The sequence below is a fragment of the Mesorhizobium sp. ORM8.1 genome (assembly GCF_053005525.2).
Genome location: NZ_CM132600.1, coordinates 7135595 through 7159684, shown reverse-complemented (window position 1 = coordinate 7159684; position 24090 = coordinate 7135595). Strand labels below are relative to the sequence as shown.

Below are 24090 nucleotides of genomic sequence, written 5' to 3'. Positions count from 1 at the left end.
TTCGCCTCCGGTTTGTCAATCCTGCAGGACGCCGCCGGCTCCTTCCAGCGCCTCGCGCGTGTCGACATCGATCGAGGCGCCCTGCCCGATCTCGACATCGATGACATCGAGCCCGCCGGCCTCGACGAGGTGGCGCGCGCCGGTGTCGCCCTCCAGCTGCGCGACGGCCGCAAACAGCGCGCGCGGCAAAAGCACCGGATTGCCGCGTTTGCCTTGATGCGATGCCCGCACGACAGCGCGCCCGCCCGAGCGGCGGAATGCATCGATCAGACTGTCGAGATCGTCTGACGACACGCCCGGCATGTCGCCGAGCACGATCATGGCGCCAGCGGCTTCTGGTGCGACCCCGCCAATGCCTGCCTTCAGCGACGAGGCGAGGCCGTCGGCAAAATCCGGGTTGTCGGCGAGCCGCAAATCCAGGCCGGCAAGCGCGGAGCGGATGCGCTCGCGCTGATGCCCGGTGACGACGATGGTGCCGGCGGCCTTGGAGCCAAGCGCCCGTTCGGCGGTGCGACGCACCAGCGGCTTACCCTCGAAGAGCGCCATAAGCTTGTTCGGACCGCCCATGCGGCTGGAACGGCCGGCGGCCAGAAGCACGATGTCGACCTTCGGCTCGGAATTTGCCGATCTTGGTGCCGGCTCACGCGGTTGCGGCCGTGTCGGGATCTCCATCAGCAACCCTCCAACCCCCATGCTGGCAATGTCACTCGCGGTGACATCGAGCCCGGCAATCAGTCGGTCCAGCACCCAGTCGAAACCGTTTTCCTTCGGGCTGCGCGCGCAACCCGGCGCGCCGATAACGCGCTTGCCGGCCAGCGTACCCAGCACCAGCAGATTACCGGGATCGACCGGCATGCCCGCGCGGATAACAGTCCCACCGGCCCTTTCAATCGCAGCCGGCACGACATCGGCGAAATCGCTCATCGCCGAGGCGCCGAAGATCACCACAAAATCGTTGTCGCGCGCCAGCGCGGCGGCGGCTTCCGCGACCGGCGCCACTTCATGCGGCGTGCGGCGCTCCGCCGTCACCCGGCTGCCGGAGCGCGCCAGCCGGACTTCGGTGATACGCAGCGTCTTGTCGAGCACGCTCGGCTTGATGCCGGGAAGCACCGTCTGGATGACGCCGACTTTGACCGGGCGATAGGCGTTGACCGCGAAGATTTCGCCGGCAGCGCAGATTCCGACCGCCTGCTCGACCAGGCTTCCCGCGACGGCAAACGGAATGATCTTCACCGTCGCCACCATCTGACCCGGCTCGACCGGCGCATGCTGCGCCAGCGTGGCGATGGTGATCGCCGGATCGACCGCGTTGATGGCATCGATCACGCTGGCATCGACGGTGAAGACACCGGCGGCTTCGGCATGCAGGTTGACCCGTCCCGTGGCTGCAGGTCTGGCGTCGATACTGCGGCGCCTCATCGCGGCTGCGATCCTGGTCGCCGCCGCGTCCTCACTGAGATCGTCGGCTGCCAGGATGGCGGCAACGACCTCGACGATGCCGGCTGCCTTCAGGGCCGCAACATCCTCGCCACTCAAGCGGTGAGCCTTACGGTACCGCCGACCGCCGGCCGTCACCGCATGCGCCAGCACCGCGCCTTCCGCCTCGTCGATCGGAACCGGGCCGAACTTCACGCCACGGCGCCTTTAGCTTCGAGACCGCGCGAGCGGAAAGCGTGGATGGTCTGCGCGAGGATCGCGACGGCGATCTCGGCCGGGCTGGCGGCCCCGATATCCAGGCCGATCGGCGCATGGATGCGCGCGATCTGGTCGGCGCCGGCGCCCAACGCCAGCAACCGCTCGACGCGCTTGGCGTGGGTTTTGCGGCTACCCAGCGCCCCGACATAGAAGCATCCGGCGTCGAGCGCCGCCTTCAATGCGAAATCGTCGATCTTGGGATCATGGGTGACGGCGGCGAGCGCCGTATAGCTGTCGAGCGGTCCCTGCTTCAGCACCTCCTCCGGCCATTCGGCATGCAGCGCGACATCGGGGAAACGTTCGGGCGTGGCGAAAGCCGTGCGCGGATCAATGATCTCGACAGGATAACCGGCGATCCTTGCCATCGGCGCCAGCGCCTGGCTGATATGCACCGCGCCGATCACGACAAGGCGCGGGCGTGGCAGATGCGCGTTGAGAAAGAATGTCCTTCCTTCCGCTTCGACCGACGCTGAATTCCCGGTGCGGAATGCCTTGGCGATTGCCGCTCCCAGATCGCCAGCAACCGGATCGCCCTCGCGCACGATGCGGTCGCGGCCGTCGCCGAGGTCGGTGACCAGCACCGCGGCGCGCCGCGCGCGACGCTCTTCATTCAGTGTCTTGAGAACATAAGGATCCATCTGGTCAGCCTAGTCTTTCGACATAAACCTTGATGCGACCGCCGCAAGACAGGCCGACCTGCCATGCGGTTTCGTCGGCAACGCCGAACTCCAGCATCTTGGCTTTGCCGGTGTCGATAACGTCGATCGCTTCGCTCACCACGGCGCCCTCGACGCAACCACCTGAGACGGAACCGTGGAAATTGCCTTCGGCATCGATGACCAGATGGCTGCCAACAGGGCGCGGCGCCGAACCCCAGGTCTCGACCACGGTGGCGACCGCGACATCCTTGCCGTCCTTCATCCAGCCTTCCGCGATGATCAGGGGATCGCGGGCCTCATCGAGATAGATGCTGTTGTCCATAGCTGCTTCTCTCAAAGTCTGTTTTTCGGGATCCAAAACATATGGTCATGCGGCGCGTCTGATGCCAGCGTCCAGCCAGCGGCGCGGATCGACCGAAGCGGCCGATTTCTTGTCCAGCGATGCGCACAGATCGGCCAGCGCATCAAGATTATGCACCGCGCGGAACTCGTCGACATGCGGCAGCATCGCCTTCACGCCACGAGCCCGCGCCTCGAAACCGTCGAAGCGCAGCAGCGGGTTCAGCCAGATCAGCCGGCGGCAGGATTTGTGCAGCCGCTCCATCTCTTCCGCCAGGCCGGCGACGTCGTCGCGTTCGAGCCCGTCGGTGATCAAAAGCACCACGGCGCCCTGCCCCAGCACGCGCCGCGACCACATACGATTGAATTCGGCAAGCGTGTCGCCGATGCGGGTGCCGCCCGACCAGTCCTTGACAGCCGCCGAGCACTCGGCCAGCGCCTCGTCCGGATCGCGATGGCGCATCTGGCGGGTAAGGTTCGTCAGCCGTGTGCCGAAGACGAAGGCATGCACGCGCCGGCGCTTTTCGGTCAGCGCATGCAGGAAATGCAGGAAGATGCGGGTGTACTGGCTCATCGAGCCGGAAATGTCGGCCAGCACCACCAGCGGCGGGTGCACTTCGCGCGGTGAGCGGTACTTCGGCAGGATGAGCGCGCCACTGGTGCGCGCGGCCGAACGCATCATGGCGCGCGGATCGATGCGCCGCCCCTGCGCGTGCGCCTCGAAGCGGCGCGTGCGCACTGTGTCGAACGGCAGGCGCAACGCCGCGATCGCCTTTTTTGCCTTGGCCATTTCGCCGGCGTCCATCTGCGCAAAGTCCTTACCGCGCAGCACCTCGTTGCCGGAAAAGGTCAGACGCGCATCGACCTCGATCTCGGGCACTTCCCGTACCGGCTGGTTCTTGCTGTGGCCCTCGAACATCGCCTGGCTGACACGGTTTTCCGCCGCGCGCGGTTTTTGCTTCTCGCTCCTATCAGGCGCAATCGGCGAAAACATCGCCAGCATCTTTTCGATCAATTCGCGTGATTTCCAAAACAGCCGGAAAGCCTCGTCGAATACTGGATGATCCTCGTGCCGCGAGACCAGCACGGCGTGCAGCGTCCAGTAGAAATCGTCGCGCGAGCCGATGCCGGCGGCAAGCACGGCTTCGATGGCATCCTTGACCGAGGCCGGCCCGACCCGCATGCCGGCTTTGCGCAGCGTTCGGGCGAAATAGACGATGTTGTCGGCGATGCGTCCGTGCGCGAGCGCCTCTCTGGGTTCCGGTTGCGAAGGCATGCGGGCTACTCCGCCGCCGACAGCTCGGCCTTCACCTCATTGAGGATGCGCCGGCCCTCGCCCTCGCCGATGCGGGCGATATCGTCCTGGTATTTCAGAAGCACGCCGATCGTGTCGGACACAGTTTCCGGGTCGAGCGCCACCTTGTCGAGCTCGGTCAGCGCGCCGGCCCAGTCGATGGTTTCGGCGACGCCGGGCGCCTTGAACAATTCGACCTGGCGCAGCTTCTGGACGAAGGACACCACTTCGGCCGACAGCCGGCTGTTGGCCTGCGGCACCTTGCGGCGCACGATCTCCAGCTCGCGCTCGGCATTGGGATAGTCGACCCAATGGTAGAGGCAGCGCCGCTTCAGCGCGTCGTGGATCTCGCGGGTGCGGTTGGTGGTGATGATGACGATCGGCGGTTCTTCCGCCTTGATCGTGCCAAGCTCAGGAACCGTCACCTGGAAGTCCGACAGAATCTCGAGCAGGAAGGCTTCGAAGGCCTCGTCGGTGCGGTCGAGCTCGTCGATCAGGAAGACAGGTGCTGCACCCTTCTTGCCGGTCAGCGCATCGAGCACGGGGCGGCGGATCAGGTATTTTTCGGAGAAGACGTTGCGCTCCATGTCGGAGCGCACGACCTTGCCCGCCGCCTCCTCCATGCGGATCTCGATCATCTGGGCGGCATAATTCCACTCATAGACGGCCGAGGAGACGTCGAGCCCTTCATAGCATTGCAGACGGATCAGCCGGCGTCCAAGTGCTGCGGCCAGCACCTTGGCGATTTCGGTCTTGCCGACGCCCGCCTCGCCTTCGAGGAACAGCGGCCGCTGCATGCGCAGCGAAAGGAACAGCACCGTTGCCAGAGAGCGGTCGGCGACATAGTCCGCGCCGGTCAAAAGATCGAGCGTTTCGTCGATCGATTTCGGCGCGGGGCGCAGCGCGGTCATCATGTCTCCGTGGATCCCACGCACCGTTTCAAAGAATGTGGCCGTTTCAAAGAAAATGCCCGTTTCAAAGAAAATGGTAGCCGCGGTTGTGGTAGATCAGCGGCCGCAAATTATCGCCGATGCGCAGGCCTGTCACCTTGCCAAAAAGCACACGGTGGGTGGCAAGGTCCTTGGTGTCGATGATCTCGCAGTCGAACACGGCGAGCGCGCCTTTCAAGGTCGGCGCTCCGGTCGAGATCACGTCCCACTCAGCCAAAGCGAAACGCTCATCCGCCGGCAGGCCGGTGACGCCGGAAAAGCCGACCGAGACGGCCTCCTGGTCGGAAGCCAGTGTGTTCAGCGCAAACTTGCCGTTTTTGATGAAAGCCTCGTTCTTGGCGTTCTCGCGGTTGAGGCAGACCAGCACCGTCGGCGGCGTGTCGGAGACCGAGCAGGCGGCGATCACCGTCGCGCCCCTTTTTCCTCCGGGACCGTCCGTCGTCACCACATGGACATGGCCGGCAAAATGCGCCATCGCGTCGCGATAGTGCTGCGGCCCTATGTCGTTGATCTTGAGCACGCGATAATCCACCTGTTAGAGCAAGCTCGTTATATATGGCGGTCTATTGCGCGCCACAAGTTGCCCATCATAGGCGAAGTGCTTGGCCGCAATCCGCAAATTCGCGTGTTGCGCCGCGCCTGGCCAGCCTTTAGGTCTTTGCTGGAACAGTGTCGGGACTATACTCCCGGCACGGAGGATTTCATCGCCCGAATGCGCCTTGTCACGACGACATCAGCCGCGCTGGTTCTGCTGGCGCTGGCCGCAAACGCCAACGCCGAGATTCTCGTCGGTGTCGCCGCCCCGCTATCCGGTCCGTCAGCCATCCTAGGCAAACAGGTCGAGAACGGCGCCGAGCAGGCAGCGGAGGCGAACGGCGTCACCGTCAAGACTGTCGATGATGCCTGCACGGCCGATGGCGGCGCGGCGGCAGCGAAGGAATTCGCGGCTGAAAAAGTCAACATTGTCGTCGGCTTCCTCTGCACCGACGCGATCGAGGCGGCCTTGCCGATCCTGAAGGATGCCAACATTGCGGTGATCACGATCGGCGTGCGCACCGAAAGCCTGACCGATCGCCGCGCCAAGACCGGCTGGCCGGTCTACCGGCTCGGGCCGCGCGGCGACGACGAGCGCAATGCGGTCGCCACCGACCTCACCCAATTGTGGCGCGACGACTTATTCGCCATCGTCGATGACGGCACGATCTATGGCCGCGAGATCGCCGAGACCTTTCGCGCCGCGGCCGAGCAGGCAGCGCTGAAACCGGTCTTCACAGACACGTTCCGGCCGCAGCTCGAGAACCAGATCGGGTTGGTCGGCCGTTTGAAGAAGGCCGGCGCAACCAAGGTGTTTGCCGGCGGCGATGGTGACGACATCGCCATCATGGGACGCGACGTCGCCCAACTCGGCGCCGGCATCACCCTGGCCGGCGGCGAAAATCTGCGCGCGCCGCCCGGCGACGTGCCCTATGCAGCAGGCACGCTGATGATCGCGCCGCCCGAATGGGAACAGGTCGCCGACCCCAAGGTGGTGCAAGCCTTCACGGCCCGGAACATCGTGCCGGAAGGCTATACGTTGCCCACCTATGCCGCCGTCGAGATCGCCAAGGCGGCGCTGGCCGATGCGCAAAGCACTGGAAAACCCATTGCCGAGGCGCTGACCGGGCATGATTTCACCACCGCGATCGGCACTATCCGCTTCGACGAAAAAGGCGACCTCAGCCAGAATCCGTTCCGTGTCTTCCGCTTCGACGGCACGCATTTCGTGCCGCTGGAGGCCAAGTGATGTTCCGCACGGGACCGCGCAACCTGATTACCGACGTCGCCGGCCTTCGCGTCGGCAATACCGGCGACACCAGGCTGAAATCCGGCGTCACCGTAGTGCTCTGCGATGAGCCGGCGGTGGCCGGCGTGCAGGTGCTGGGCGGCGCGCCGGGAACGCGCGAGACCGACCTGCTCGAGCCGCAGAACTCGATCGCGACCATCCATGCCGTCGTGCTGTCCGGCGGCTCGGCCTTCGGCCTCGATGCCGCTTCAGGCGTGCAGGCGGCGTTGCGCGAGAAAGACATCGGCGTCGAAGTCGGCGGCTTCCGCGTGCCGATCGTGCCGGCCGCGATCCTGTTCGACCTGCGCAATGGCGGCGACAAGCACTGGGGCCGCTATCCGCCCTATCGCGACCTCGGCTATGAGGCCGTGCAGGCGGCAATTGTCGACTTCGCCATCGGCACAGTCGGCGCCGGTACCGGCGCGCTGACGTCCGGGCTCAAAGGCGGGCTAGGCTCGGCCTCGACCGTGCTCGACAGCGGTGTCACCATCGGCGCCCTCGCCGCCGTCAACCCGACAGGCTCGGTGACGGTCGGCCGCAGCCGCCATTTCTGGGCGGCGCCCTTCGAGATCGGCGACGAATTCGGTGGTCTGGGCTACCCTAACCCGCTGCCGGAAGATGCCCGGGCAATATTGCTGAAATACCGCGACAGGCGCCTCGGCGGACAATCGGAGGGCAGCAGCACGACGATTGCCGTCGTCGCCACCGACGCGGTCCTGACCAAGGCCGCCGCCAAGCGGCTGGCGATCTCGGCGCATGACGGGTTCGCGCGTGCCATCTGGCCGACGCACACGCCGGCCGACGGCGACCTGGTCTTTGCGCTGGCGACGGGCAAAAGCGGCATCGAACTCAGCGCCGACGCCGCGATCGACCTGTTCGCGGCAGCCGGCGCAACCATGGCCCGCGCCATCAGCCGCGGCGTCTACGCCGCGACGCCGAACGAAGGGGATTTGTTTCCAGTCTGGTCGTCGCGCTGACTGGAGCAATTCCAGGAAACGTGTTGCAGCGGTTAGGCTCGGCGCTCCGCCGCAGCTTTCGTCACGGAATTGTAAATACAAAGATCAGGTCGGATCGGATTTCTCTTCCTCGAAGGTGACCGCGACATCGGAATTGGCCGACAGCCAAACCTTGCCTTCCTCGATCTCGGCAAACAGCGCGAGCGGGACATAGTGGTGATGGCCCTTATGCGCGCCCATGCCGCTGTCGCCCTTGGTCAGCTTGATCCGGTCGCCCTCGACTTTGTCGACGGTGCCGATATGGACGCCGTCGGCGCCGATTACTTCCATGTGTTCGCGTATCTTGCTGACGTCGGTGGTCATGTTGGTTCTCCACTGGTGGCCGTGCGTCGTTTTGGATGCGTGACGGCCGACAATAACAAATGAACGTCCGATTGGATGCATGGCGCGGCCTGTTCATCATGCTTTGACGGGCATGACGCCAATGAGACAGCTGTGCACGGCAGCGGCGTTGAGCATTTTGTCCACCTCTGTTAGGACGCGACCAACGCTTTCCCAGGCAGGACTTTTAAAGAATGATCCCTCGCTACTCCCGGCCGGACATGGTCGCCATCTGGTCGCCCGAAACCCGCTTCCGCATCTGGTTCGAGATCGAGGCGCATGCCTGCGACGCGCTGGCCGAACTGGGCGTCATCCCGAAGGAAGCGGCAAAGACCATCTGGGAAAAGGGCGGCGCCGCCAAATTCGACGTCGACAAGATCGACGAGATCGAGCGGGTCACCAAGCACGACGTCATCGCCTTCCTGACCCATCTTGCCGAGTTCGTCGGGCCGGACGCCCGCTTTATCCACCAGGGCATGACGTCATCCGACGTGCTCGACACCTGTCTTGCCGTGCAGCTCAGCCGCGCGAGCGACATCCTGCTGGCCGACATTGACGCCCTGCTCGCCGCGCTGAAGCGGCGCGCCTTCGAGCACAAGGACACCGTCACCATCGGCCGCAGCCATGGCATCCATGCCGAGCCGACCACCTTCGGCGTCAAGCTGGCGCAGGCCTATGCCGAATTCTCGCGCTGCCGCGAGCGACTGGTGCACGCGCGGGAGGACATCGCAACCTGCGCCATCTCCGGCGCGGTCGGCACCTTCGCCAACATCGAACCCTATGTCGAAGAGCATGTGGCGGCACAGCTCGGCCTGAAGCCGGAGCCGGTCTCGACGCAGGTCATCCCGCGCGACCGCCACGCCATGTTCTTCGCCACGCTCGGCGTCATCGCCTCGTCGGTCGAGCGGCTGGCGACCGAGATCCGCCATCTGCAGCGCACCGAGGTGCTCGAAGCGGAGGAATATTTCTCGCCGGGCCAGAAAGGCTCGTCTGCAATGCCGCACAAGCGCAACCCGGTGCTGACCGAAAACCTCACCGGTCTTGCCCGCATGGTACGCTCGATGGCGCTGCCGGCGATGGAAGATGTGGCGCTCTGGCATGAACGCGACATTTCGCATTCCTCGGTCGAGCGCATGATCGGGCCGGATGCGACGGTGACGCTCGACTTCGCGCTGGCGCGGCTGACCGGCGTCATCGACAAGCTGCTCGTCTATCCCGACAACATGCTGAAGAACATGAACAAGTTCCGCGGCCTAGTGCATTCGCAGCGCGTGCTGCTGGCCCTCACGCAAGCCGGCGTCAGCCGCGAGGACGCCTATCGCCTGGTGCAGCGCAACGCCATGAAAGTCTGGGAACAAGGCGCTGATTTCCTTGAAGAACTGCTGGCCGACAAAGAGGTCACAGCCGCCCTTCCCGAAGCCGAGCTGCGCGAAAAGTTCGATCTTGGCTATCACACCAAGCATGTCGACACGATCTTCAAGCGGGTGTTTGGAGAGGCCTAAATTTTCCTTCTCCCCGTTTACGGGGGAAAGAAGCGCGCCGACCCCCAATCAAGCCTTTCCAGGCACAGTCTTGATCACCGTGCCCCACGGATCCTCGCGGCTGGTCTCGGCCGTCACATTGTCCGAGCGCATCTCGACCCAGGCAAGGCCCGCGCGAGACGGATCGCGTCGGCCGGCGCCGGGACTGCGCCAGGCATTGGCGCCGATATGGTGGTGGTAACCGCCGGACGACAGGAACACCGCCTGGCCGCCATACTTCGCCACAGTGTCGAAGCCGAACTGGCCGTGCCACCAGGCTTCAGCGTCTTCCGGCCGGCCGACGCGCAGATGCACGTGGCCGATCACAGAGTTTTCCGGCGCGCCCTGCCAGCCGGCGTCGCCAGCCGGCACGCTGGCCACCACGGCCGGCAGGTTCAGCCGCTCGGTCGCCATAGCGATCTGGTCGCCATTCCATTTCCAGTCCTGCGGGCGGCGGTCGGCATAGATTTCGATGCCGTTGCCTTCCGGGTCGGTCAGGTAGAGCGCCTCGCTGACCAGATGGTCGGATGCACCCTCGATGCGGATCTGGTTGGCGGCGGCGTGGCTGATCCAGCGGCCGAGATCGGCGCGCGACGGCAACAGGAAAGCGGTGTGGAACAGGCCGGCGCTGTGCGGGTCGTCGGGCTTGGCCGAAGAATCCTGTTCCAGCACCAGAAGCGGACGGTTGGCCGCGCCGAGCGTGATCGCGCCGTCAGCGCGACTCAGCTCCTGCAGGCCGACGACAGCGCGGTAATAGGCAGCCAGGCTCTCCGCGTCGCGCGCCTTCAACCCGACGCGCGCCACGCTGACCGGGGTGGTCGCGGCAAAAGGCAATTCGCTCATTCAACTCTCCGTTGGGCGGCGCTTCTCCCAAAAAGGGACGCTCCAGGCCGCCAGTCATTGTTGCTTCTTCAAATCGTCGATTGCGATCGTTCACACAAGGCAGCAAGGATCGAACAGGTTGTTCACGATTGTGATCTGGCCGATGTTCAGGCAGGGTTGCAGGTGGCAAGGCCGCTCGCTACATCGGCGCCATGAAAGTCAAAGACGCAGACATACTGATCGTACCAGGCTACACCAATTCCGGTCCCGAACACTGGCAGACGCGCTGGCAGTCGAAACTGTCGACAGCGCGCCGGGTCGAGCAGGCCGAATGGACGAAGCCGGTGCGCGAGGATTGGACGGCAAGCGTGGCGAACGCCGTCAATCAGGCCGAACGTCCAGTGGTGCTTGTTGCCCATTCGCTCGGTGTGGCGGCGGCCGTGCAGGCCATTCCGCAATTCAGGAAGCCGGTGGCCGGCGCCTTTTTCGTGGCGCCGCCTGATGTCGCCAATCCGACGATAAGGCCAAGGCATCTGATGACCTTCGGCCCCTACTCACGAGAGCCGCTGCCATTTCCCTCGGTCGTCATCGCCAGCCGCAACGACCCGTTCTGCGCCTTCAATGTCGCCGAGGACATTGCCGGCGCCTGGGGGTCGCTGTTCATCGATGCCGGCGAAACCGGCCATCTCAACGAGGACGCCGGTTTCGGTCCATGGCCGGAGGGATCGATGACCTTCGCCAAGTTCCTGACCGAGTTGAAGGCGCCTTGAGCTTATCCGAAGGTCAGGAGCCGATCGAATCCCGCATGCTCTTCAACAGCGTCTTGGCGCCGAGCGAGATCAGCGTGTGGTCGGAGCCCATGGCGAGCAGCCGGTAGCCCATCGCCACCATGCGCCCGGCAACCGCCGGCTCGACGATGTAGGTCGCCGCGTGCTTGCCGGCCTTGCGCGTGCGCTCGGCGATCGAAGCCACCGTCTCCATCATGCTTTCCAGCGTTGAATTTATCGTCGTGCCATTCGACCAGGCGATCGAGAAATCCGACGGACCGACGAAGATGCCGTCGATGCCGGGGGTTTCAAGAATGCCGTCGAGCACCTCGAAAGCCGCGCGCGTCTCGACCATCGCAAACGCCATGGTGCGCTGGTTGGTGTCGCGCAGCCATTCGGCATGGTCGCCCTTGCCGTGGCGGGGAAAGCGTAGGTCGGCCCCCAGGAACGCTCGCCGATCGGCGGATATTTCATGGCTGCCGCGAACTGCCTGGCATCGGCCACCGAGTTCACCATCGGCGCGATCACCGCCTCGGCGCCGAAATCGAGCGCGCGGCTTGCCATGTCGAAACGGCCGACCGGGATTCGCACCAAAGCCGGCTTGTTGGCGGCAAGCACCGGCACCAGGCCGCGTAACACGCTGTCCTCGTGATGGCCGCCATGCTGCATGTCGAGCGTGACGGCGTCAAAACCCTGCTTGGCGATGATTTCCACCGTCAGCGCGTCCGGCACGCCGGACCAGGCGGTGAACAGCGTTTCATCGGCGGCCAGGCGGGATTTCAGCGACATTGGAACTTTCCTCGTTAACAATCGGCAGTTTCAGCGCGAAACGGCGGCAAAGGCAAAGAAAAACCGCCCGACTAAGCCGAGCGGTCGATTGGTCCAGTTATCCGGGTTGTCGCAAAACCGTACGACATTTTGCGCAACCTGCTTCGGTCGGATCAGGTGTTTTTGATCTGCTCGATCGCCTGCGCCATCAATTCGTCCATGGTGCGGCGGATCTGATGGTCCGACTGGCTGACGCCCGCGGCGTCGAAATCCTTGCGGATCTTGCGGAAGACGTCGTGGTCACCGGCTTCCTCGATATCGGAAACCACCACCTCCTTGGCATAGGCGTCGGCGTCGGCGCCGGATTTGCCGAGTTTTTCGGCGGCCCACAGACCGAGCGCCTTGTTGCGGCGCGCCGAGGCCTTGAAGCGGAGTTCCTCATCGAAGGCGAATTTGCGCTCGAAACCCTCTTCGCGGTCTTTCATGCTGCTCATGACGTCCCTCCGGTCAAAATCCGATTCGCGTGGCGGTGAATATGTGTGGTGGGCAAGCACAAATCAAAAGGCCGCGAGCCGGTCAATATGCTTCGTTACATGCTGCGCTGCGGCATTTCAGTCCGCAAAGCGGTTGATTCGCTGGATTTGCCGATTGAGCAAATAAGACGATTGCGATAACACCGGCATTGAACACCACCGTCGCCATACTAATTTAGGCAGACGGACAGGAACTGGTCGCTTGCCGCCTGCCCGCAAATCCAGAGAAAAAATCAAATGAAAAATCGCCGCCGCATTTATGAAGGCAAGGCCAAGATCCTCTATGAAGGGCCTGAACCGGGCACGCTGATCCAGTTTTTCAAGGATGACGCCACCGCTTTCAACAAGAAGAAACACGAGGTCATCGACGGCAAGGGCGTGCTCAACAACCGCATTTCCGAATATATTTTCAACCACCTCAACCGCATGGGCATCCCGACTCATTTCATCCGCCGGCTCAACATGCGTGAGCAGCTGATCAAGGAAGTCGAGATCATTCCGCTCGAGGTGGTGGTGCGCAACGTCGCCGCCGGCTCGCTGTCCAAGCGCCTCGGCATCGAGGAAGGCACGGTGCTGCCGCGTTCGATCATCGAGTTCTATTACAAGGCCGATGCGCTCGACGACCCGATGGTGTCGGAAGAGCACGTCACCGCCTTTGGCTGGGCAAGCCCGCAGGAAATCGACGACATCATGGCTTTGGCCATCCGCGTCAACGACTTCCTCTCCGGCCTGTTCCTCGGCGTCGGCATCCAACTCGTCGACTTCAAGATCGAATGCGGCCGCCTGTTCGAGGGCGAAATGATGCGCATCGTTGTAGCCGACGAGATCTCGCCGGATTCCTGCCGGCTGTGGGACGTCGCCACCCAGGACAAGCTCGACAAGGACCGTTTCCGCCGCGACATGGGCGGCCTGGTCGAGGCCTATCAGGAAGTTGCCCGCCGCCTCGGCATCATCAACGAGAATGAGCCGCCGCGCCCGACCGGCCCGGTGCTCGTCGCCTCGTCCGAGCCGCCGAAGGGCTTGAAGCACTGCGGCCCGCCGGCGACGGCGGGCCCGCCGACCACACGACCGATCATTTCAGGAGTATCGATGAAAGCCCGCATCACCGTGACCCTCAAAAACGGCGTTCTCGACCCGCAGGGCAAAGCGATCGAGCACGCGCTGTCGGGGCTGGGCTTCGACGGCGTCGGCCAGGTGCGCCAGGGCAAGGTGTTCGACATCGAGCTTTCGGAGACCGACAAGGCCAAGGCTGAGGCTGACCTGAAAGCCATGTGCGACAAGCTTCTGGCGAACACGGTGATTGAGAACTATAGTGTGACGCTTACCTGAGGTTGTGCCGGAGGCGTCATGCCGGAAGTCACGAATGAGCTGATGTACGAGCTTCTGAAACGCGTGCATCACCAAATCGGAGAGCTTTGCCAAGACGTGTCCGAGACGAAGCGGGAACTGAATGTGATGCGAGGTCACATGGTGGCGACGCAGAGCGACATCCACAACATCTATGGTATTCTCGCCCGGCAGGACGAGCGACTCGAACGCATAGACAGGCGCCTCGATACGCGCGAACTAGTCGAAAACCAGAGGCCTTACGAACCCAAATGAAATCAGCCGTCGTCCTCCTGCCTGGCCTCAACCGCGACCGCGATATGATCGCGGCGCTGACCAAGATTTCCGGTCAGGCGCCGGCAACCGTCTGGCAGACCGACACCGAAATCCCCGATGTCGACCTGATCGCCATCCCCGGCGGCTTCTCCTTTGGCGACTACCTGCGTTGCGGCGCCATCGCGGCGCGCATGCCGGTGATGCGGGCGGTTGCCGAGAAGGCCGCCAAGGGCGTCACGGTCATTGGCGTCTGCAACGGTTTTCAGATCCTGGTCGAGGCCGGCTTGCTGCCCGGCGCCCTGATGCGCAATTCGTCGCTGAAGTTCGTGTGCCGGCAGGTGAAGCTCGAGATTGCCAACGCCAACACCATGTTCACCCGCCGCTACCAGCCCGGGCAGGTCATCCGCTCGCCGGTGGCGCATCATGACGGCAATTATTTCGCCGACGCCGAGACGCTCGCCCGTCTCGAAGGCGAAGGCCAGGTGGTGTTTCGCTATGCGGAAGACACCAACCCCAACGGCTCGATCAACGACATTGCCGGCATCGTCAACGACAAGGGCAATGTGCTGGGCCTCATGCCGCATCCGGAGAACCTGATCGAAGCCGCGCATGGCGGCAATGACGGCCGGGCGCTGTTCGAAAGCGCTCTCGGCATCGCTGCTTGATCCTTCAAAATCCCAGAACGCGGGGGCGGACTGACCATGAGACCGACGATTGCTCGCCTTGCTCTCCTGGCCGCCGCCGGGCTTGCGCTGGCCTCCTGCCAGTCCAGCCCGAAGACCGCGCCGATATCTTCCGGTAAAAGCGCCTCGCTGCTTGCCATGGAGCAGGTCGCCATCTCGGCGCACAAATGCTGGATCGCCAGCAAGGATCCGGCCTTCAAATCCTATCAGATGGCCAATGAGCTGAATTCCTACAGCGGCACGCCGCGCTTCCTGCTGGTGCCGGCCAAACACTATGGCGGCAAGCCGTTGCTGGTCGTGCAGGCGCAAGGCAATTCGAGCCGCGTCGACGCCTTCGGCCCACTGATGAACGATCCGCTCGGCGCGCGCATCGGCTCCGACATCGCCCGCTGGCAGGCCGGCAATCCGTCCTGCACGGCTGCTGCGTAAAGCCGCCATGGGCCGGTTCCTGCAAATCGCGGGACTGACCATCGGCCTCGCCGCGCTTGTCCTGCAATTCTCGATCAGCATCCCGGCATCGATGACGGCCGGCCGCGGCCTGCTCGGCTCGATCGTCTTCTATTTCAGCTTCTTCACCATCCTGACCAACATCGCGGCGGTGCTGGTGCACGCCTCGCTGGTGTCACCCGCCGGCTATGCCTGGTTCCCGGCCTTCGCCGGCCCACGCATGCGCGCCGGCGTCGCGGTCTCGATAACGCTGGTCTTCATCGTCTACGCGACCGTGCTGGCAAGGCTCTGGCAGCCGCAGGGCCTGTTCCTGCTTTGCGACATGCTGCTGCACTATGTGACGCCGGTGATCTTCGTGCTGTGGTGGCTGGTTGCGGGAGCCGACGGCGCCACGCGCTGGCGCGACGTCTCCTGGTGGATGATCTATCCGCTCGTCTATCTCGCCTATGCGCTGATCCGCGCGCCCTTCGCCGGCGAAGTGCCCTACCCATTCCTCGACGCAGCCAAGAACGGCGCGGCCAGCGTCGCCTTGGCGTCGCTGGCCATCACCGCGTTGTTTGTCGGATTGGGCGTGCTCGCCGTGCTTACCGATCACGGCATCGCACGGCTGCGCAAATAACCGCGCTCGCAGGCGATCAGTCCCAGAGCGACCGGATGCCTTCGCGGTGCGCGTCGCAGCGCGACACGCCGATGTCCTTGAGCTGCTCGTCGGTCATTTCCAGCAAGGCCAGCCGGCCACGGCGGCGCTCCAGCATCCGGTCGAGTTGGCCTGCCATGGAACCGAGCACAAGGACGAAGCGGTTCACAAAGCCATCGCGAACCTGCGTCCGGGCCCTTAGCGTCGGACCGTCGTAGCGAATTGTCTCGATTGTATCCATTGCCGTTCTACCTTGTCTCGATTGTACCCTTTCAATCGTATGCTCGATATGAATTGACTCATCTTGCGGTGCAATATAGAAAATTGTCACCATGACAAATTGGCTCCCTGATCTCTCCTCCGGCTCCGGACCGCTCTATCAGCGTCTTGCTGACAGCATTGAGTCAGATATCGACAAGGGCGTCATCGATGCCGGCGCCAAACTGCCGCCGCAGCGCGATCTCGCCTATGACATCGGCACGACTGTCGGCACCGTCGGCCGCGCCTATCAGTTGCTGCGCGAGCGCGGGCTGGTCAGCGGCGAAGTCGGGCGCGGCACCTATGTGCTGGCCCAGCAATCGCAAGCGGCGACGCCCGAATTCACCGAGCCCGCCGTGCAAGGCACGCGCTATGTCGATGCGCCCTCCGGCAAGCTGCGCTTCGACAGCACGGCGGCGCCCGACATTGGCCAGGGCGCCATTGTCGCCGATATGCTGTCGCGCACGGCGCAGGATTATCCGCATGAGATTTCAAGCTACACCAGGGATTTTCCGGATCGGTGGTTCGAGGCTGGCGCCCGTTGGCTGTCGCGCAATTCGTTCCGGCCGCCCGCCGACTCCATCGTTCCCACCCTCGGCACCCATGCCGCGGTGATGGCGGCGATCGCGGCACTGACCACACCCGGCGACTATGTCGCCTTCGAGCACCTCACCTATTCGCAGATTTCGCGCAGTGCCGGCCTGATCGGCCGCCGCACAGCGCTGGTGGGGTCGGACGAGGAAGGCATCGACCCCGAAGATTTCGAGCGCGTCTGCGCGCAAAAACATCCCAAAATGATCTTCCTGATGCCGACGGCGCAGAACCCCACTTTGGCATGCCTGTCGGCGCCGCGTCGCGAAGCGATTGCGCGCGTCGCGCGCGAGTACAACGTCGTCCTTATCGAGGACGATCTCTACGGCAGCCTGACCGACGATCCGGCGCCGCTGCTGGCCGAATACGCGCCTGAGCGCACCATCGTCGCCGGCGGGTTGTCAAAATCCGTCGCCGCCGGTGTTCGCGGCGGCTGGCTGTCCTGCCCGCCCGCCTATCGCCATCGCATCCGCGTCGCCCACAAGATGATAACCGGCGGCATGCCCTTCCTGCTGGCGGAGGTGAATGCCAGGCTGGTGCTGTCCGGGCAGGCCGATGACATAAGCCGCCGCAGCATTGCCGAAATCAGCGCCCGCATGGCGATCGTGCGCGACACGCTGGCCGGCTTCGCATTCAGGTCGCACGACAAAGTGCCTTTCGTCTGGCTGACCTTGCCCGAACCGTGGCTCTCCGGCACCTTCAAGCAGGCCTGTCTCGAACATGGCGTGCTCATCGATGACGAGGACGAGTTCAAGGCCGGCCGTTCCGAGCAGGTTTTTCACGCCGTTCGCTTCGGCGTTTCGCAGCCAAACCGGCGCGACGATGTCGCCGGCGGCGCGGCGGTGATCCGCCGGTTGCTGGAGGAAGGCCGCGCCGGCTACGACAGCTTTTCCTGAGCCAATCCGCGGCCGACGGAGCTGGCGCTCAGCCCTCCGCCTTGAAGTTCTTGGCTTCCTTCACGGCCTTGTCCTTGCCGTGCTCCTTAGCCAGGTCCTTGGCCTGCTTCGGCGAAACGTCGGTGGTCTCGGCGATATGCATCGCCTCCTTCTCCGAGAGGCGATTGTCTTTCTTGCCTTGCCTGGTAGCCATGTCGAAAATCTCCTGATTGGTTGCAGCCGTAACGGCTGGGGGTGCCATAGCGTTCCGCATTGGCCCCGCGCTGTTGGTAGTTGGTTGTTTTGCGTGTTTTTTCCTCGGTCGATGGGTGTATCGGTCGCAAAGCTTGCGATAAGAGGAAGACTCGAAGCTCCCCTTTACCATGGACACGACCCGCCGCCCATGACCATCTCCAATTCCGTGCCGATCACCCCGGAACTCATTGCCGCGCACGGGCTGAAGCCCGACGAATATCAGCGCATCCTCGATCTGGTCGGGCGCGAGCCGAGCTTTACCGAACTCGGCATCTTCTCGGCGATGTGGAACGAGCATTGTTCTTATAAATCCTCGAAGAAATGGCTGCGCACGCTGCCCACCACCGGCCCGCAGGTCATCCAGGGTCCGGGCGAAAATGCCGGCGTGGTCGACATCGGCGACGGCGACTGCGTCGTCTTCAAGATGGAGAGCCACAACCACCCCTCCTACATCGAGCCCTACCAGGGCGCGGCGACCGGCGTCGGCGGCATTCTGCGCGACGTCTTCACCATGGGAGCACGGCCGATCGCGGCGATGAACGCGCTGCGTTTCGGCGCGCCGGACCATCCCAAGACGCGCCATCTGGTCAGCGGCGTGGTTTCCGGCGTCGGCGGCTACGGCAATGCTTTTGGCGTGCCGACGGTCGGCGGCGAGGTCAATTTCGACGCCCGCTACAATGGCAACATCCTGGTCAATGCCTTTGCCGCCGGTCTTGCCAAGACCGATGCGATCTTCCTGTCTGAAGCCAAGGGCGTCGGCTTGCCGGTCGTCTATCTCGGCGCCAAGACCGGCCGCGACGGCGTCGGCGGCGCAACCATGGCTTCGGCCGAGTTCGACGACAAGATCGACGAGAAGCGCCCGACCGTGCAGGTCGGCGACCCCTTCACCGAAAAATGCCTGCTCGAAGCCTGCCTCGAGCTGATGGCGTCCGGCGCCGTCATCGCCATCCAGGACATGGGCGCGGCCGGCCTCACCTGCTCGGCGGTCGAGATGGGCGCCAAGGGCGATCTCGGCATCGAGCTAGACCTCGACAAGGTGCCCGTGCGCGAGGAGCGCATGAGCGCCTATGAGATGATGCTGTCGGAAAGCCAGGAGCGCATGCTGATGGTGCTGCGCCCGGAAAAGGAACAGGAAGCGGAAGCGATCTTCCGCAAATGGGGGCTCGACTTCGCCATCGTCGGCAAGACGACCGACGACCTTCGCTTCCGCGTCATCCACCAGGGCGACGAGGTCGCCAACCTGCCGATCAAGGATCTCGGCGACCAGGCGCCGGAATATGACCGCCCCTGGGTCGAATCCAAGAAGCCCGCGCCGCTTGCGGCAAACGATGCGCCCAAGGCCGACGTCGCCGACGCGCTGCTCAAAATGCTCGGCGGACCAAACCTGTCGTCACGTCGCTGGGTATGGGAGCAGTATGACACGCTGATCCAGGGCAATTCGCTGCAGCTTCCCGGCGGCGATGCCGGCGTGGTGCGTGTCGAAGGCCACGCGACCAAGGCGCTCGCCTTCTCCTCCGACGTCACGCCGCGCTATTGCGAGGCCGATCCTTATGAGGGCGGCAAGCAGGCCGTCGCCGAATGCTGGCGCAACCTGACCGCCACCGGCGCCCTCCCCCTTGCCGCCACCGACAACCTCAATTTCGGCAACCCCGAACGGCCCGAGATCATGGGCCAGTTGGTCGGCGCGGTGAAGGGCATCGGCGATGCCTGCCGGGCGCTCGGCTTCCCGATCGTCTCCGGCAACGTCTCGCTCTACAACGAAACCAACGGCCAGGGCATCCTGCCGACGCCGACCATCGGCGGCGTTGGCCTGATCGCCGACTGGTCGAAGATGACCCGCATCGGCTTTGCTGGCGAAGGCCAGATGATCGTGCTGGTCGGCGCGCCCGCCACCTGGGGCAGCCATCTCGGCCAGTCCGCCTATATGCGCGATATCCATGGCCGCGCCGACGGTCCGCCGCCGCCGGTCGACCTCGCGCATGAGAAGCGCGTCGGCGACCATGTGCGTGCGCTGATTGCCTCGGGCGTCGTCACATCAGCTCATGACCTCTCCGACGGCGGGCTGGCGATAGCGCTGGCCGAAATGGCGATGGCCTCAGGTATCGGCGCCAACATTCCAGGGCTGACAGGCACTGACCCGATCCCGGTCTGGTTCGGCGAAGACCAGGGCCGCTATCTGCTGACACTGTCGGTCGACCCGCAGAGCAAGGAATGGGACGCCATCCGCGAGGAGCAGAGCAAGCTCGGCATCTTCGCGCCATGGATCGGCACCACCGGCGGCAACACATTGAAACTCGGCGATGCCCGCGCGATCCCCGTCAGCGACTTGACGGCCGCCCATGAAGGCTGGTTCCCCCGGTTCATGGATCAGGCCAGTTGACTAGGCTAAAAGCATGTCTCCCGAAAGTGTGTAGCGGTGCGACATGATTTAACCGCCAGGGCGCTGATTGCAGTCGTCTTCTGGCCGTCGCTGTTCTTCTTCTGGTTCCTCGGGCCGTTCGTGTTTTTCCTGCTGTCGACGACCTCGAGCGAGGTCTGCCCGCTGTTGGAAAGGCGTGAGCAGTTCCTGGCTTCGGCCAACGGCACGCTGCCGATGTTGATGCTGCAGAACCTGATCTACGCGGTCCCGATCGTCTGCCTAGTACTGTGGAGCAGGCTTCTGCCGGATCCGGTGCGGGCGAGGCATATCATGACCTGCATCAAACTCTTCGTCGTCGCCGCGGTGATCGGGGCATTGTGGGAATATGGCTCGTCCTTGGTCTGCGATGGCTACGGCCAGGCTTTCTTCTCATCCGCCTGGCAGATGACGAGCTATCTTCCCATCGTCGTCCTGGTGATCAACATCCCGCTCTATGTGCTGACGTTCAGCCTCGGCCGCGCATTCTCGACCCGCGACGACATCACGGAAGATGGTGTGGTCCACTCCAGCCGGGATGACGCTTAACCTGCCATTCCCGAGTCAACGGCTTCAATCCGGGCCGGAAAGGCTTTAGGCTCGCGCGAGTCACACATCAGGCCGCCGCTTAGCCGCCCGCTTAAAATAGGATTCCGCCATGGCAATGGATGCCCACGACATCGAAAAACTGATCAAGGACGGCATCCCCGACGCCAAAGTGACGATCCGCGACCTCGCCGGCGACGGCGACCACTATGCGGCCGAGGTGGTGGCCGAAAGCTTTCGCGGAAAAAGCCGCGTCCAGCAGCACCAGATGGTCTATGACGCGCTGAAGGGCAACATGGGCGGCGTGCTGCATGCGCTGGCGCTGCAGACCAGCGTTCCCGACTGAGGTTAGCCCAAAATCGCGTTATCCCTTGCGCCATCGCGACAGCGACGCGGCTAACGTCTTGTTTCAGCCAATCTATGGGTTTATTTGAAGGACATGTTTCCAGCCTGACTCCCACAGGCGTGAAAGGACCGTCCATGACTGGCATCAACGACTACATCGACAATGAAGTGAAGAGCAACGACGTGGTGCTCTTCATGAAGGGCACCCCGGCTTCCCGCAGTGCGGTTTTTCCGGCCAGGTGGTGCAAATCCTCGACTATATCGGGGCCGACTACAAAGGCGTGAACGTGCTCGACTCGGCCGAACTGCGCCAGGGCATCAAGGAATATTCGAACTGGCCGACCATCCCGCAGCTCTACGTCAAGGGCGAGTTCGTCGGCGGCTGCGACATCATCCGCGAGATGTTCCAGGCCGGCGAGTTGCAGGACTTCCTGGTCGAAAAGGGCGTCAGCGTCAAAGCCGCTGCCTCCTGATCGAATACCGCCTGCCGGCATCCTGGCCGGCAGCGTTGGTCTCTGAGGCTGCCCCACCTCGGCATTGTAGTTCTCGACAGTGAGAACGGGACGGACCGATGCGCCGCAAGCCGGCGCATGTTCGTTTGGAAGATCGGATTTCGCCGTGGACAAGCAGGCAGCAGCGCAGCAATCGGTAACCCGCTTGCCCATTCCGCGCTGGGAATTCATTGCGCTCTGCGCAGCGCTTATGGCGCTCAATTCTTTGGCCATCGACATCATGCTGCCGGCGCTGCAGCAGATCGGCGCCTCGCTCGGCGTCGTGAGCGAAAACCACCGCCAGTATGTCATCACCGCCTATATGCTCGGCTTCGGCGGCGGGCAGCTCTTCTTCGGGCCGATCTCTGACCGCTACGGTCGTCGTGCGCCACTGGTTTTCGGCCTGATTGTCTATGTCGCCGCCGCGGCCGCCGCCGCCGTCGCGCCGAGCTTCGCCCTTTTGCTGACCTGCCGTCTCATACAGGGCTTCGGCGCCGCGGCCACCCGCGTCATCGCCGTCTCGATCGTGCGCGACACATTCGACGGACGCCGCATGGCCGAGGTGATGTCGCTGATCTTCATGGTGTTCATGGCAATCCCCGTCATCGCGCCCGGCATCGGCCAGTTCATCATGCTGTTTGCCAGCTGGCACTGGATCTTCGTCACCATGGCCATCGGGGCGATGCTTGTTTCGGCATGGGCGCTGCTGCGGCTGCCGGAGACGCTGCATCCGGAATATCGGCGGCCGCTGACGGTCAGTTCGGTTGTCGGCGGTTTCCGCATCGTGCTCACCAATCGCCTGACGCTGTGCTACGCCTTCGCCAGCACCTTCATCTTCGCCGCCATGTTCGGCTTCATCAGCTCGGCGCAGCAGATCTATGTCGACATCTTCCATGTCGGCGAGCTGTTCCCGGTCATCTTCGCCGGCGTCGCCGGTGTGCTCGCTTTCTCGAACTACCTCAACTCGCGGCTGGTTGGACAGGTCGGCATGCGCCGCCTGTCGCAAGGCGCGCTGCTTGTGTTCCTGTGCATCAGTCTCGCCTGGCTGGTCGTCTCGCTCGAAATGAACATGCCGCTCTGGCTGTTCATCACCTTCTTTGCCTCAGCCATGCTGCCCTTTGGCGGGCTCGGTGCGAATTTCAACGCCTTGGCCATGGAGCCGCTGGGCGAGCTTGCCGGCACCGCCGCATCCATTCTGGGCTTCATGCAGACCTTTCTCGGCGCCCTCATCGGCGCGGCGATCGGCCAGGCCTTCAACGGCACGGTGACGCCGCTGGCCGCCGGCTTCTGCAGTGTCTCGGTCGCGGCGCTGCTGATGATCCTCATCGCCGAGCACGGCAAGATGTTCCAGCCGCACAACCCACCCGTTTCAGGCCACGTCACGGACCTGCACTGATCGATCGGTAAAGCGCGGTCAGGATCTGCCTTCCTCCGCCGCCGTGAAGAGTGGGCACAGCGGGCGCCCCGCGATCGCCCCACCCATGCCTTTGGTGAAAGGCACCGGCAGTTCCTTTCCAAGAGCCTCGATCACCGAGGCGACGAAAGATCTGTTCAAATCGTCATCCGGCCCGAGCTTGGAGAAGGTGGCGCGCGGCTTGCCGATAAGCGTTCCGTCCCGGCGAAGCGAGAAGCACAAGGTCAGCGACATGCCACCCGTCCCGCGCGGCGGCTGCCAGCAGGCGTAAATCGCTCCCGACATCTCAGCTATGGAATTGACCGGATCGCGACTGCCGCAGGCGCGTTCCTGTGCCTGGGCTTTCCCGCAACCTGCGCCCAGGATCAAGGCGAAAACAAAAGCGGCCGCTGCCGACCGGAAATTCATAGACATCCCCCGATTTCTTGCGAAGTCATAGGGATCCTGCCGACCTCCCGCCCCGCAAGTGAATGCTCCACCGCCTAAAAGGCGGTGGCTTCAGGTTACGGCTTAAAGCCGGATCGGTCCGCCGTCCGGCGGACAGGGCGCAAACTCATGTCACGTTAAAGTTGTCGTCGGGTTCGGGCGGTGTCTGGTTGGTAATGTATTCCATCCACATCTCGTCCGTCACATTGCCGCTTGTGGCAACCCAATAACCCCTCGCCCACAGGTGCTGGCCCCAATAGCGCTTGCGCAATATCCCGAACTCGCTCAGCAGCTTGTGCGAACTGCGCCCCTTCAGGTGCTGCACGGCGCGCGATACCGACAGGCTTGGCGGGATCGACACCAGCATGTGCACATGGTCGCGATTGATCGATCCGGCGTGAATCACCATCTCATGCGCCTGCGCCGTCTCGCGCAGCAACTCCCGGCATCGGTTGCCGACATCACCGCCTAGCACCGCATAGCGATACTTCGTCACCCAGATCAGGTGATACTTGCAGTCCCAAACCGTGTGGCTGCCGCGCTTGTACGCTTCCATCCGGCCAATCTACACCGGATAGGCCGCCATCCCAGCCGCCTAAAGGCGTGGGGTTTCCTGATC

The 24090-nt window shown here is 63.6% G+C and carries 27 protein-coding genes and 3 pseudogenes; 16 read left to right on the top strand and 14 right to left on the bottom strand.

The annotated features are described in order from the left end of the window. Positions 1-15: 15 nt before the first annotated feature. The 6 genes from ACVDG8_RS35695 to ACVDG8_RS35670 form a co-directional block, all read right to left on the bottom strand. On the bottom strand, positions 16-1632 hold the full coding sequence (locus ACVDG8_RS35695) for an NTP transferase domain-containing protein (RefSeq protein WP_447252670.1): 1617 nt from the start codon (positions 1630-1632) through the stop codon (positions 16-18). Beyond that, entirely contained in the window at positions 1629-2333 is a 705-nt protein-coding gene (locus ACVDG8_RS35690; RefSeq protein ID WP_447252669.1) for an XdhC family protein, read from the bottom strand. The genes ACVDG8_RS35695 and ACVDG8_RS35690 overlap by 4 nt, the downstream gene beginning before the upstream one ends. 4 nt (positions 2334-2337) lie before the next feature. Beyond that, positions 2338-2676 carry an XdhC family protein gene (locus ACVDG8_RS35685; RefSeq protein ID WP_447252668.1) on the bottom strand — a complete coding sequence of 113 codons (339 nt, stop codon included), beginning with the start codon at positions 2674-2676 and terminating at the stop codon, positions 2338-2340. A 45-nt stretch (positions 2677-2721) separates the two neighbouring features. After that, positions 2722-3969, bottom strand: coding sequence for a vWA domain-containing protein (locus ACVDG8_RS35680; RefSeq protein ID WP_447252667.1), 1248 nt, complete (start codon positions 3967-3969; stop codon positions 2722-2724). 5 nt (positions 3970-3974) lie between these two features. Continuing rightward, positions 3975-4898 (bottom strand): AAA family ATPase, encoded by a 924-nt coding sequence (locus tag ACVDG8_RS35675; protein ID WP_447252666.1) that lies wholly within the window; start codon positions 4896-4898, stop codon positions 3975-3977. Positions 4899-4962: 64 nt separating this feature from the next. Next, complete coding sequence (locus tag ACVDG8_RS35670) at positions 4963-5457, bottom strand: flavin reductase (protein WP_447252665.1); 495 nt, start codon at positions 5455-5457, stop codon at positions 4963-4965. 192 nt (positions 5458-5649) lie between these two features. Between ACVDG8_RS35670 and ACVDG8_RS35665 the strand changes: the two genes are divergently transcribed. Further along, positions 5650-6720 (top strand): branched-chain amino acid ABC transporter substrate-binding protein, encoded by a 1071-nt coding sequence (locus ACVDG8_RS35665; RefSeq protein WP_447252664.1) that lies wholly within the window; start codon positions 5650-5652, stop codon positions 6718-6720. Next, entirely contained in the window at positions 6720-7736 is a 1017-nt protein-coding gene (locus tag ACVDG8_RS35660; RefSeq protein WP_447252663.1) for a P1 family peptidase, read from the top strand. The genes ACVDG8_RS35665 and ACVDG8_RS35660 overlap by 1 nt, the downstream gene beginning before the upstream one ends. A gap of 84 nt (positions 7737-7820) precedes the next feature. On the opposite strand, the gene ACVDG8_RS35655 is transcribed toward ACVDG8_RS35660, so the two are convergent. Further along, a complete protein-coding gene (locus tag ACVDG8_RS35655; protein ID WP_447252662.1) occupies positions 7821-8078 on the bottom strand; it encodes a DUF2171 domain-containing protein in 258 nt (85 codons plus the stop codon). Positions 8079-8290: 212 nt separating this feature from the next. On the opposite strand from ACVDG8_RS35655, the gene purB reads away from it, so the two are divergent. Beyond that, positions 8291-9598 (top strand): adenylosuccinate lyase, encoded by a 1308-nt coding sequence (purB, locus tag ACVDG8_RS35650; RefSeq protein WP_447252661.1) that lies wholly within the window; start codon positions 8291-8293, stop codon positions 9596-9598. A gap of 48 nt (positions 9599-9646) precedes the next feature. Here the strand turns inward: purB and ACVDG8_RS35645 are convergent, their stop codons facing one another. Further along, positions 9647-10459 carry a VOC family protein gene (locus ACVDG8_RS35645; protein ID WP_447252660.1) on the bottom strand — a complete coding sequence of 271 codons (813 nt, stop codon included), beginning with the start codon at positions 10457-10459 and terminating at the stop codon, positions 9647-9649. A 191-nt stretch (positions 10460-10650) separates the two neighbouring features. On the opposite strand from ACVDG8_RS35645, the gene ACVDG8_RS35640 reads away from it, so the two are divergent. Beyond that, positions 10651-11208 carry an RBBP9/YdeN family alpha/beta hydrolase gene (locus tag ACVDG8_RS35640; protein ID WP_447252659.1) on the top strand — a complete coding sequence of 186 codons (558 nt, stop codon included), beginning with the start codon at positions 10651-10653 and terminating at the stop codon, positions 11206-11208. A 13-nt stretch (positions 11209-11221) separates the two neighbouring features. Here ACVDG8_RS35640 and ACVDG8_RS35635 read toward each other — a convergent pair. Together ACVDG8_RS35635 and ACVDG8_RS35630 are read right to left on the bottom strand one after the other, a co-directional pair. Continuing rightward, a pseudogene (locus ACVDG8_RS35635) lies at positions 11222-11994 on the bottom strand (HpcH/HpaI aldolase family protein). A gap of 152 nt (positions 11995-12146) precedes the next feature. After that, entirely contained in the window at positions 12147-12467 is a 321-nt protein-coding gene (locus ACVDG8_RS35630; protein WP_371010796.1) for a DUF1476 domain-containing protein, read from the bottom strand. A 276-nt stretch (positions 12468-12743) separates the two neighbouring features. Between ACVDG8_RS35630 and purC the strand changes: the two are divergent. The 6 genes and pseudogenes from purC to ACVDG8_RS35600 all read left to right on the top strand — a co-directional run. Next, positions 12744-13502, top strand: a pseudogene (gene purC, locus ACVDG8_RS35625) (phosphoribosylaminoimidazolesuccinocarboxamide synthase); the annotation flags it as partial. A gap of 93 nt (positions 13503-13595) precedes the next feature. Continuing rightward, positions 13596-13835, top strand: coding sequence for a phosphoribosylformylglycinamidine synthase subunit PurS (purS, locus tag ACVDG8_RS35620; protein WP_447252656.1), 240 nt, complete (start codon positions 13596-13598; stop codon positions 13833-13835). Positions 13836-13853: 18 nt separating this feature from the next. Continuing rightward, positions 13854-14108 carry a hypothetical protein gene (locus tag ACVDG8_RS35615; RefSeq protein WP_447252655.1) on the top strand — a complete coding sequence of 85 codons (255 nt, stop codon included), beginning with the start codon at positions 13854-13856 and terminating at the stop codon, positions 14106-14108. Further along, on the top strand, positions 14105-14773 hold the full coding sequence (purQ, locus tag ACVDG8_RS35610) for a phosphoribosylformylglycinamidine synthase subunit PurQ (RefSeq protein WP_447252654.1): 669 nt from the start codon (positions 14105-14107) through the stop codon (positions 14771-14773). The genes ACVDG8_RS35615 and purQ overlap by 4 nt, the downstream gene beginning before the upstream one ends. A 36-nt stretch (positions 14774-14809) precedes the next feature. Further along, positions 14810-15220, top strand: coding sequence for a hypothetical protein (locus tag ACVDG8_RS35605; protein WP_447252653.1), 411 nt, complete (start codon positions 14810-14812; stop codon positions 15218-15220). Positions 15221-15227: 7 nt separating this feature from the next. Further along, positions 15228-15857: a Pr6Pr family membrane protein gene (locus ACVDG8_RS35600; protein WP_447252652.1), complete on the top strand. Its 630-nt coding sequence runs from the start codon at positions 15228-15230 to the stop codon at positions 15855-15857. Between the two features lie 16 nt (positions 15858-15873). Here the strand turns inward: ACVDG8_RS35600 and ACVDG8_RS35595 are convergent, their stop codons facing one another. Next, positions 15874-16116 carry a DUF1127 domain-containing protein gene (locus ACVDG8_RS35595; protein ID WP_447257180.1) on the bottom strand — a complete coding sequence of 81 codons (243 nt, stop codon included), beginning with the start codon at positions 16114-16116 and terminating at the stop codon, positions 15874-15876. Between the two features lie 91 nt (positions 16117-16207). Between ACVDG8_RS35595 and ACVDG8_RS35590 the strand changes: the two genes are divergently transcribed. Further along, positions 16208-17620 (top strand): aminotransferase-like domain-containing protein, encoded by a 1413-nt coding sequence (locus ACVDG8_RS35590; RefSeq protein ID WP_447252651.1) that lies wholly within the window; start codon positions 16208-16210, stop codon positions 17618-17620. Positions 17621-17648: 28 nt separating this feature from the next. On the opposite strand, the gene ACVDG8_RS35585 is transcribed toward ACVDG8_RS35590, so the two are convergent. Then, positions 17649-17813: a hypothetical protein gene (locus tag ACVDG8_RS35585; RefSeq protein ID WP_447252650.1), complete on the bottom strand. Its 165-nt coding sequence runs from the start codon at positions 17811-17813 to the stop codon at positions 17649-17651. Positions 17814-18002: 189 nt separating this feature from the next. Here ACVDG8_RS35585 and purL point away from each other — a divergent pair, with 189 nt between their 5' ends. The 5 genes and pseudogenes from purL to ACVDG8_RS35560 all read left to right on the top strand — a co-directional run bounded on the left by purL (position 18003) and on the right by ACVDG8_RS35560 (position 23027). Then, positions 18003-20234, top strand: a complete 2232-nt coding sequence (gene purL, locus ACVDG8_RS35580) for a phosphoribosylformylglycinamidine synthase subunit PurL (RefSeq protein WP_447252649.1) — start codon at positions 18003-18005, stop codon at positions 20232-20234. A 36-nt stretch (positions 20235-20270) separates the two neighbouring features. Further along, positions 20271-20798, top strand: coding sequence for a hypothetical protein (locus ACVDG8_RS35575; RefSeq protein ID WP_447252648.1), 528 nt, complete (start codon positions 20271-20273; stop codon positions 20796-20798). A gap of 109 nt (positions 20799-20907) precedes the next feature. Beyond that, positions 20908-21141 carry a BolA/IbaG family iron-sulfur metabolism protein gene (locus ACVDG8_RS35570; RefSeq protein ID WP_010909092.1) on the top strand — a complete coding sequence of 78 codons (234 nt, stop codon included), beginning with the start codon at positions 20908-20910 and terminating at the stop codon, positions 21139-21141. Between the two features lie 134 nt (positions 21142-21275). Continuing rightward, positions 21276-21613, top strand: a pseudogene (grxD, locus tag ACVDG8_RS35565) (Grx4 family monothiol glutaredoxin). Positions 21614-21803: 190 nt separating this feature from the next. Then, complete coding sequence (locus ACVDG8_RS35560) at positions 21804-23027, top strand: multidrug effflux MFS transporter (protein ID WP_447257179.1); 1224 nt, start codon at positions 21804-21806, stop codon at positions 23025-23027. Between the two features lie 18 nt (positions 23028-23045). Here the strand turns inward: ACVDG8_RS35560 and ACVDG8_RS35555 are convergent, their stop codons facing one another. Further along, entirely contained in the window at positions 23046-23279 is a 234-nt protein-coding gene (locus ACVDG8_RS35555; protein ID WP_447252646.1) for a hypothetical protein, read from the bottom strand. A gap of 319 nt (positions 23280-23598) precedes the next feature. Then, a complete protein-coding gene (gene tnpA / locus ACVDG8_RS35550) occupies positions 23599-24027 on the bottom strand; it encodes an IS200/IS605 family transposase (RefSeq protein WP_447252050.1) in 429 nt (142 codons plus the stop codon). Positions 24028-24090 lie beyond the last annotated feature (63 nt).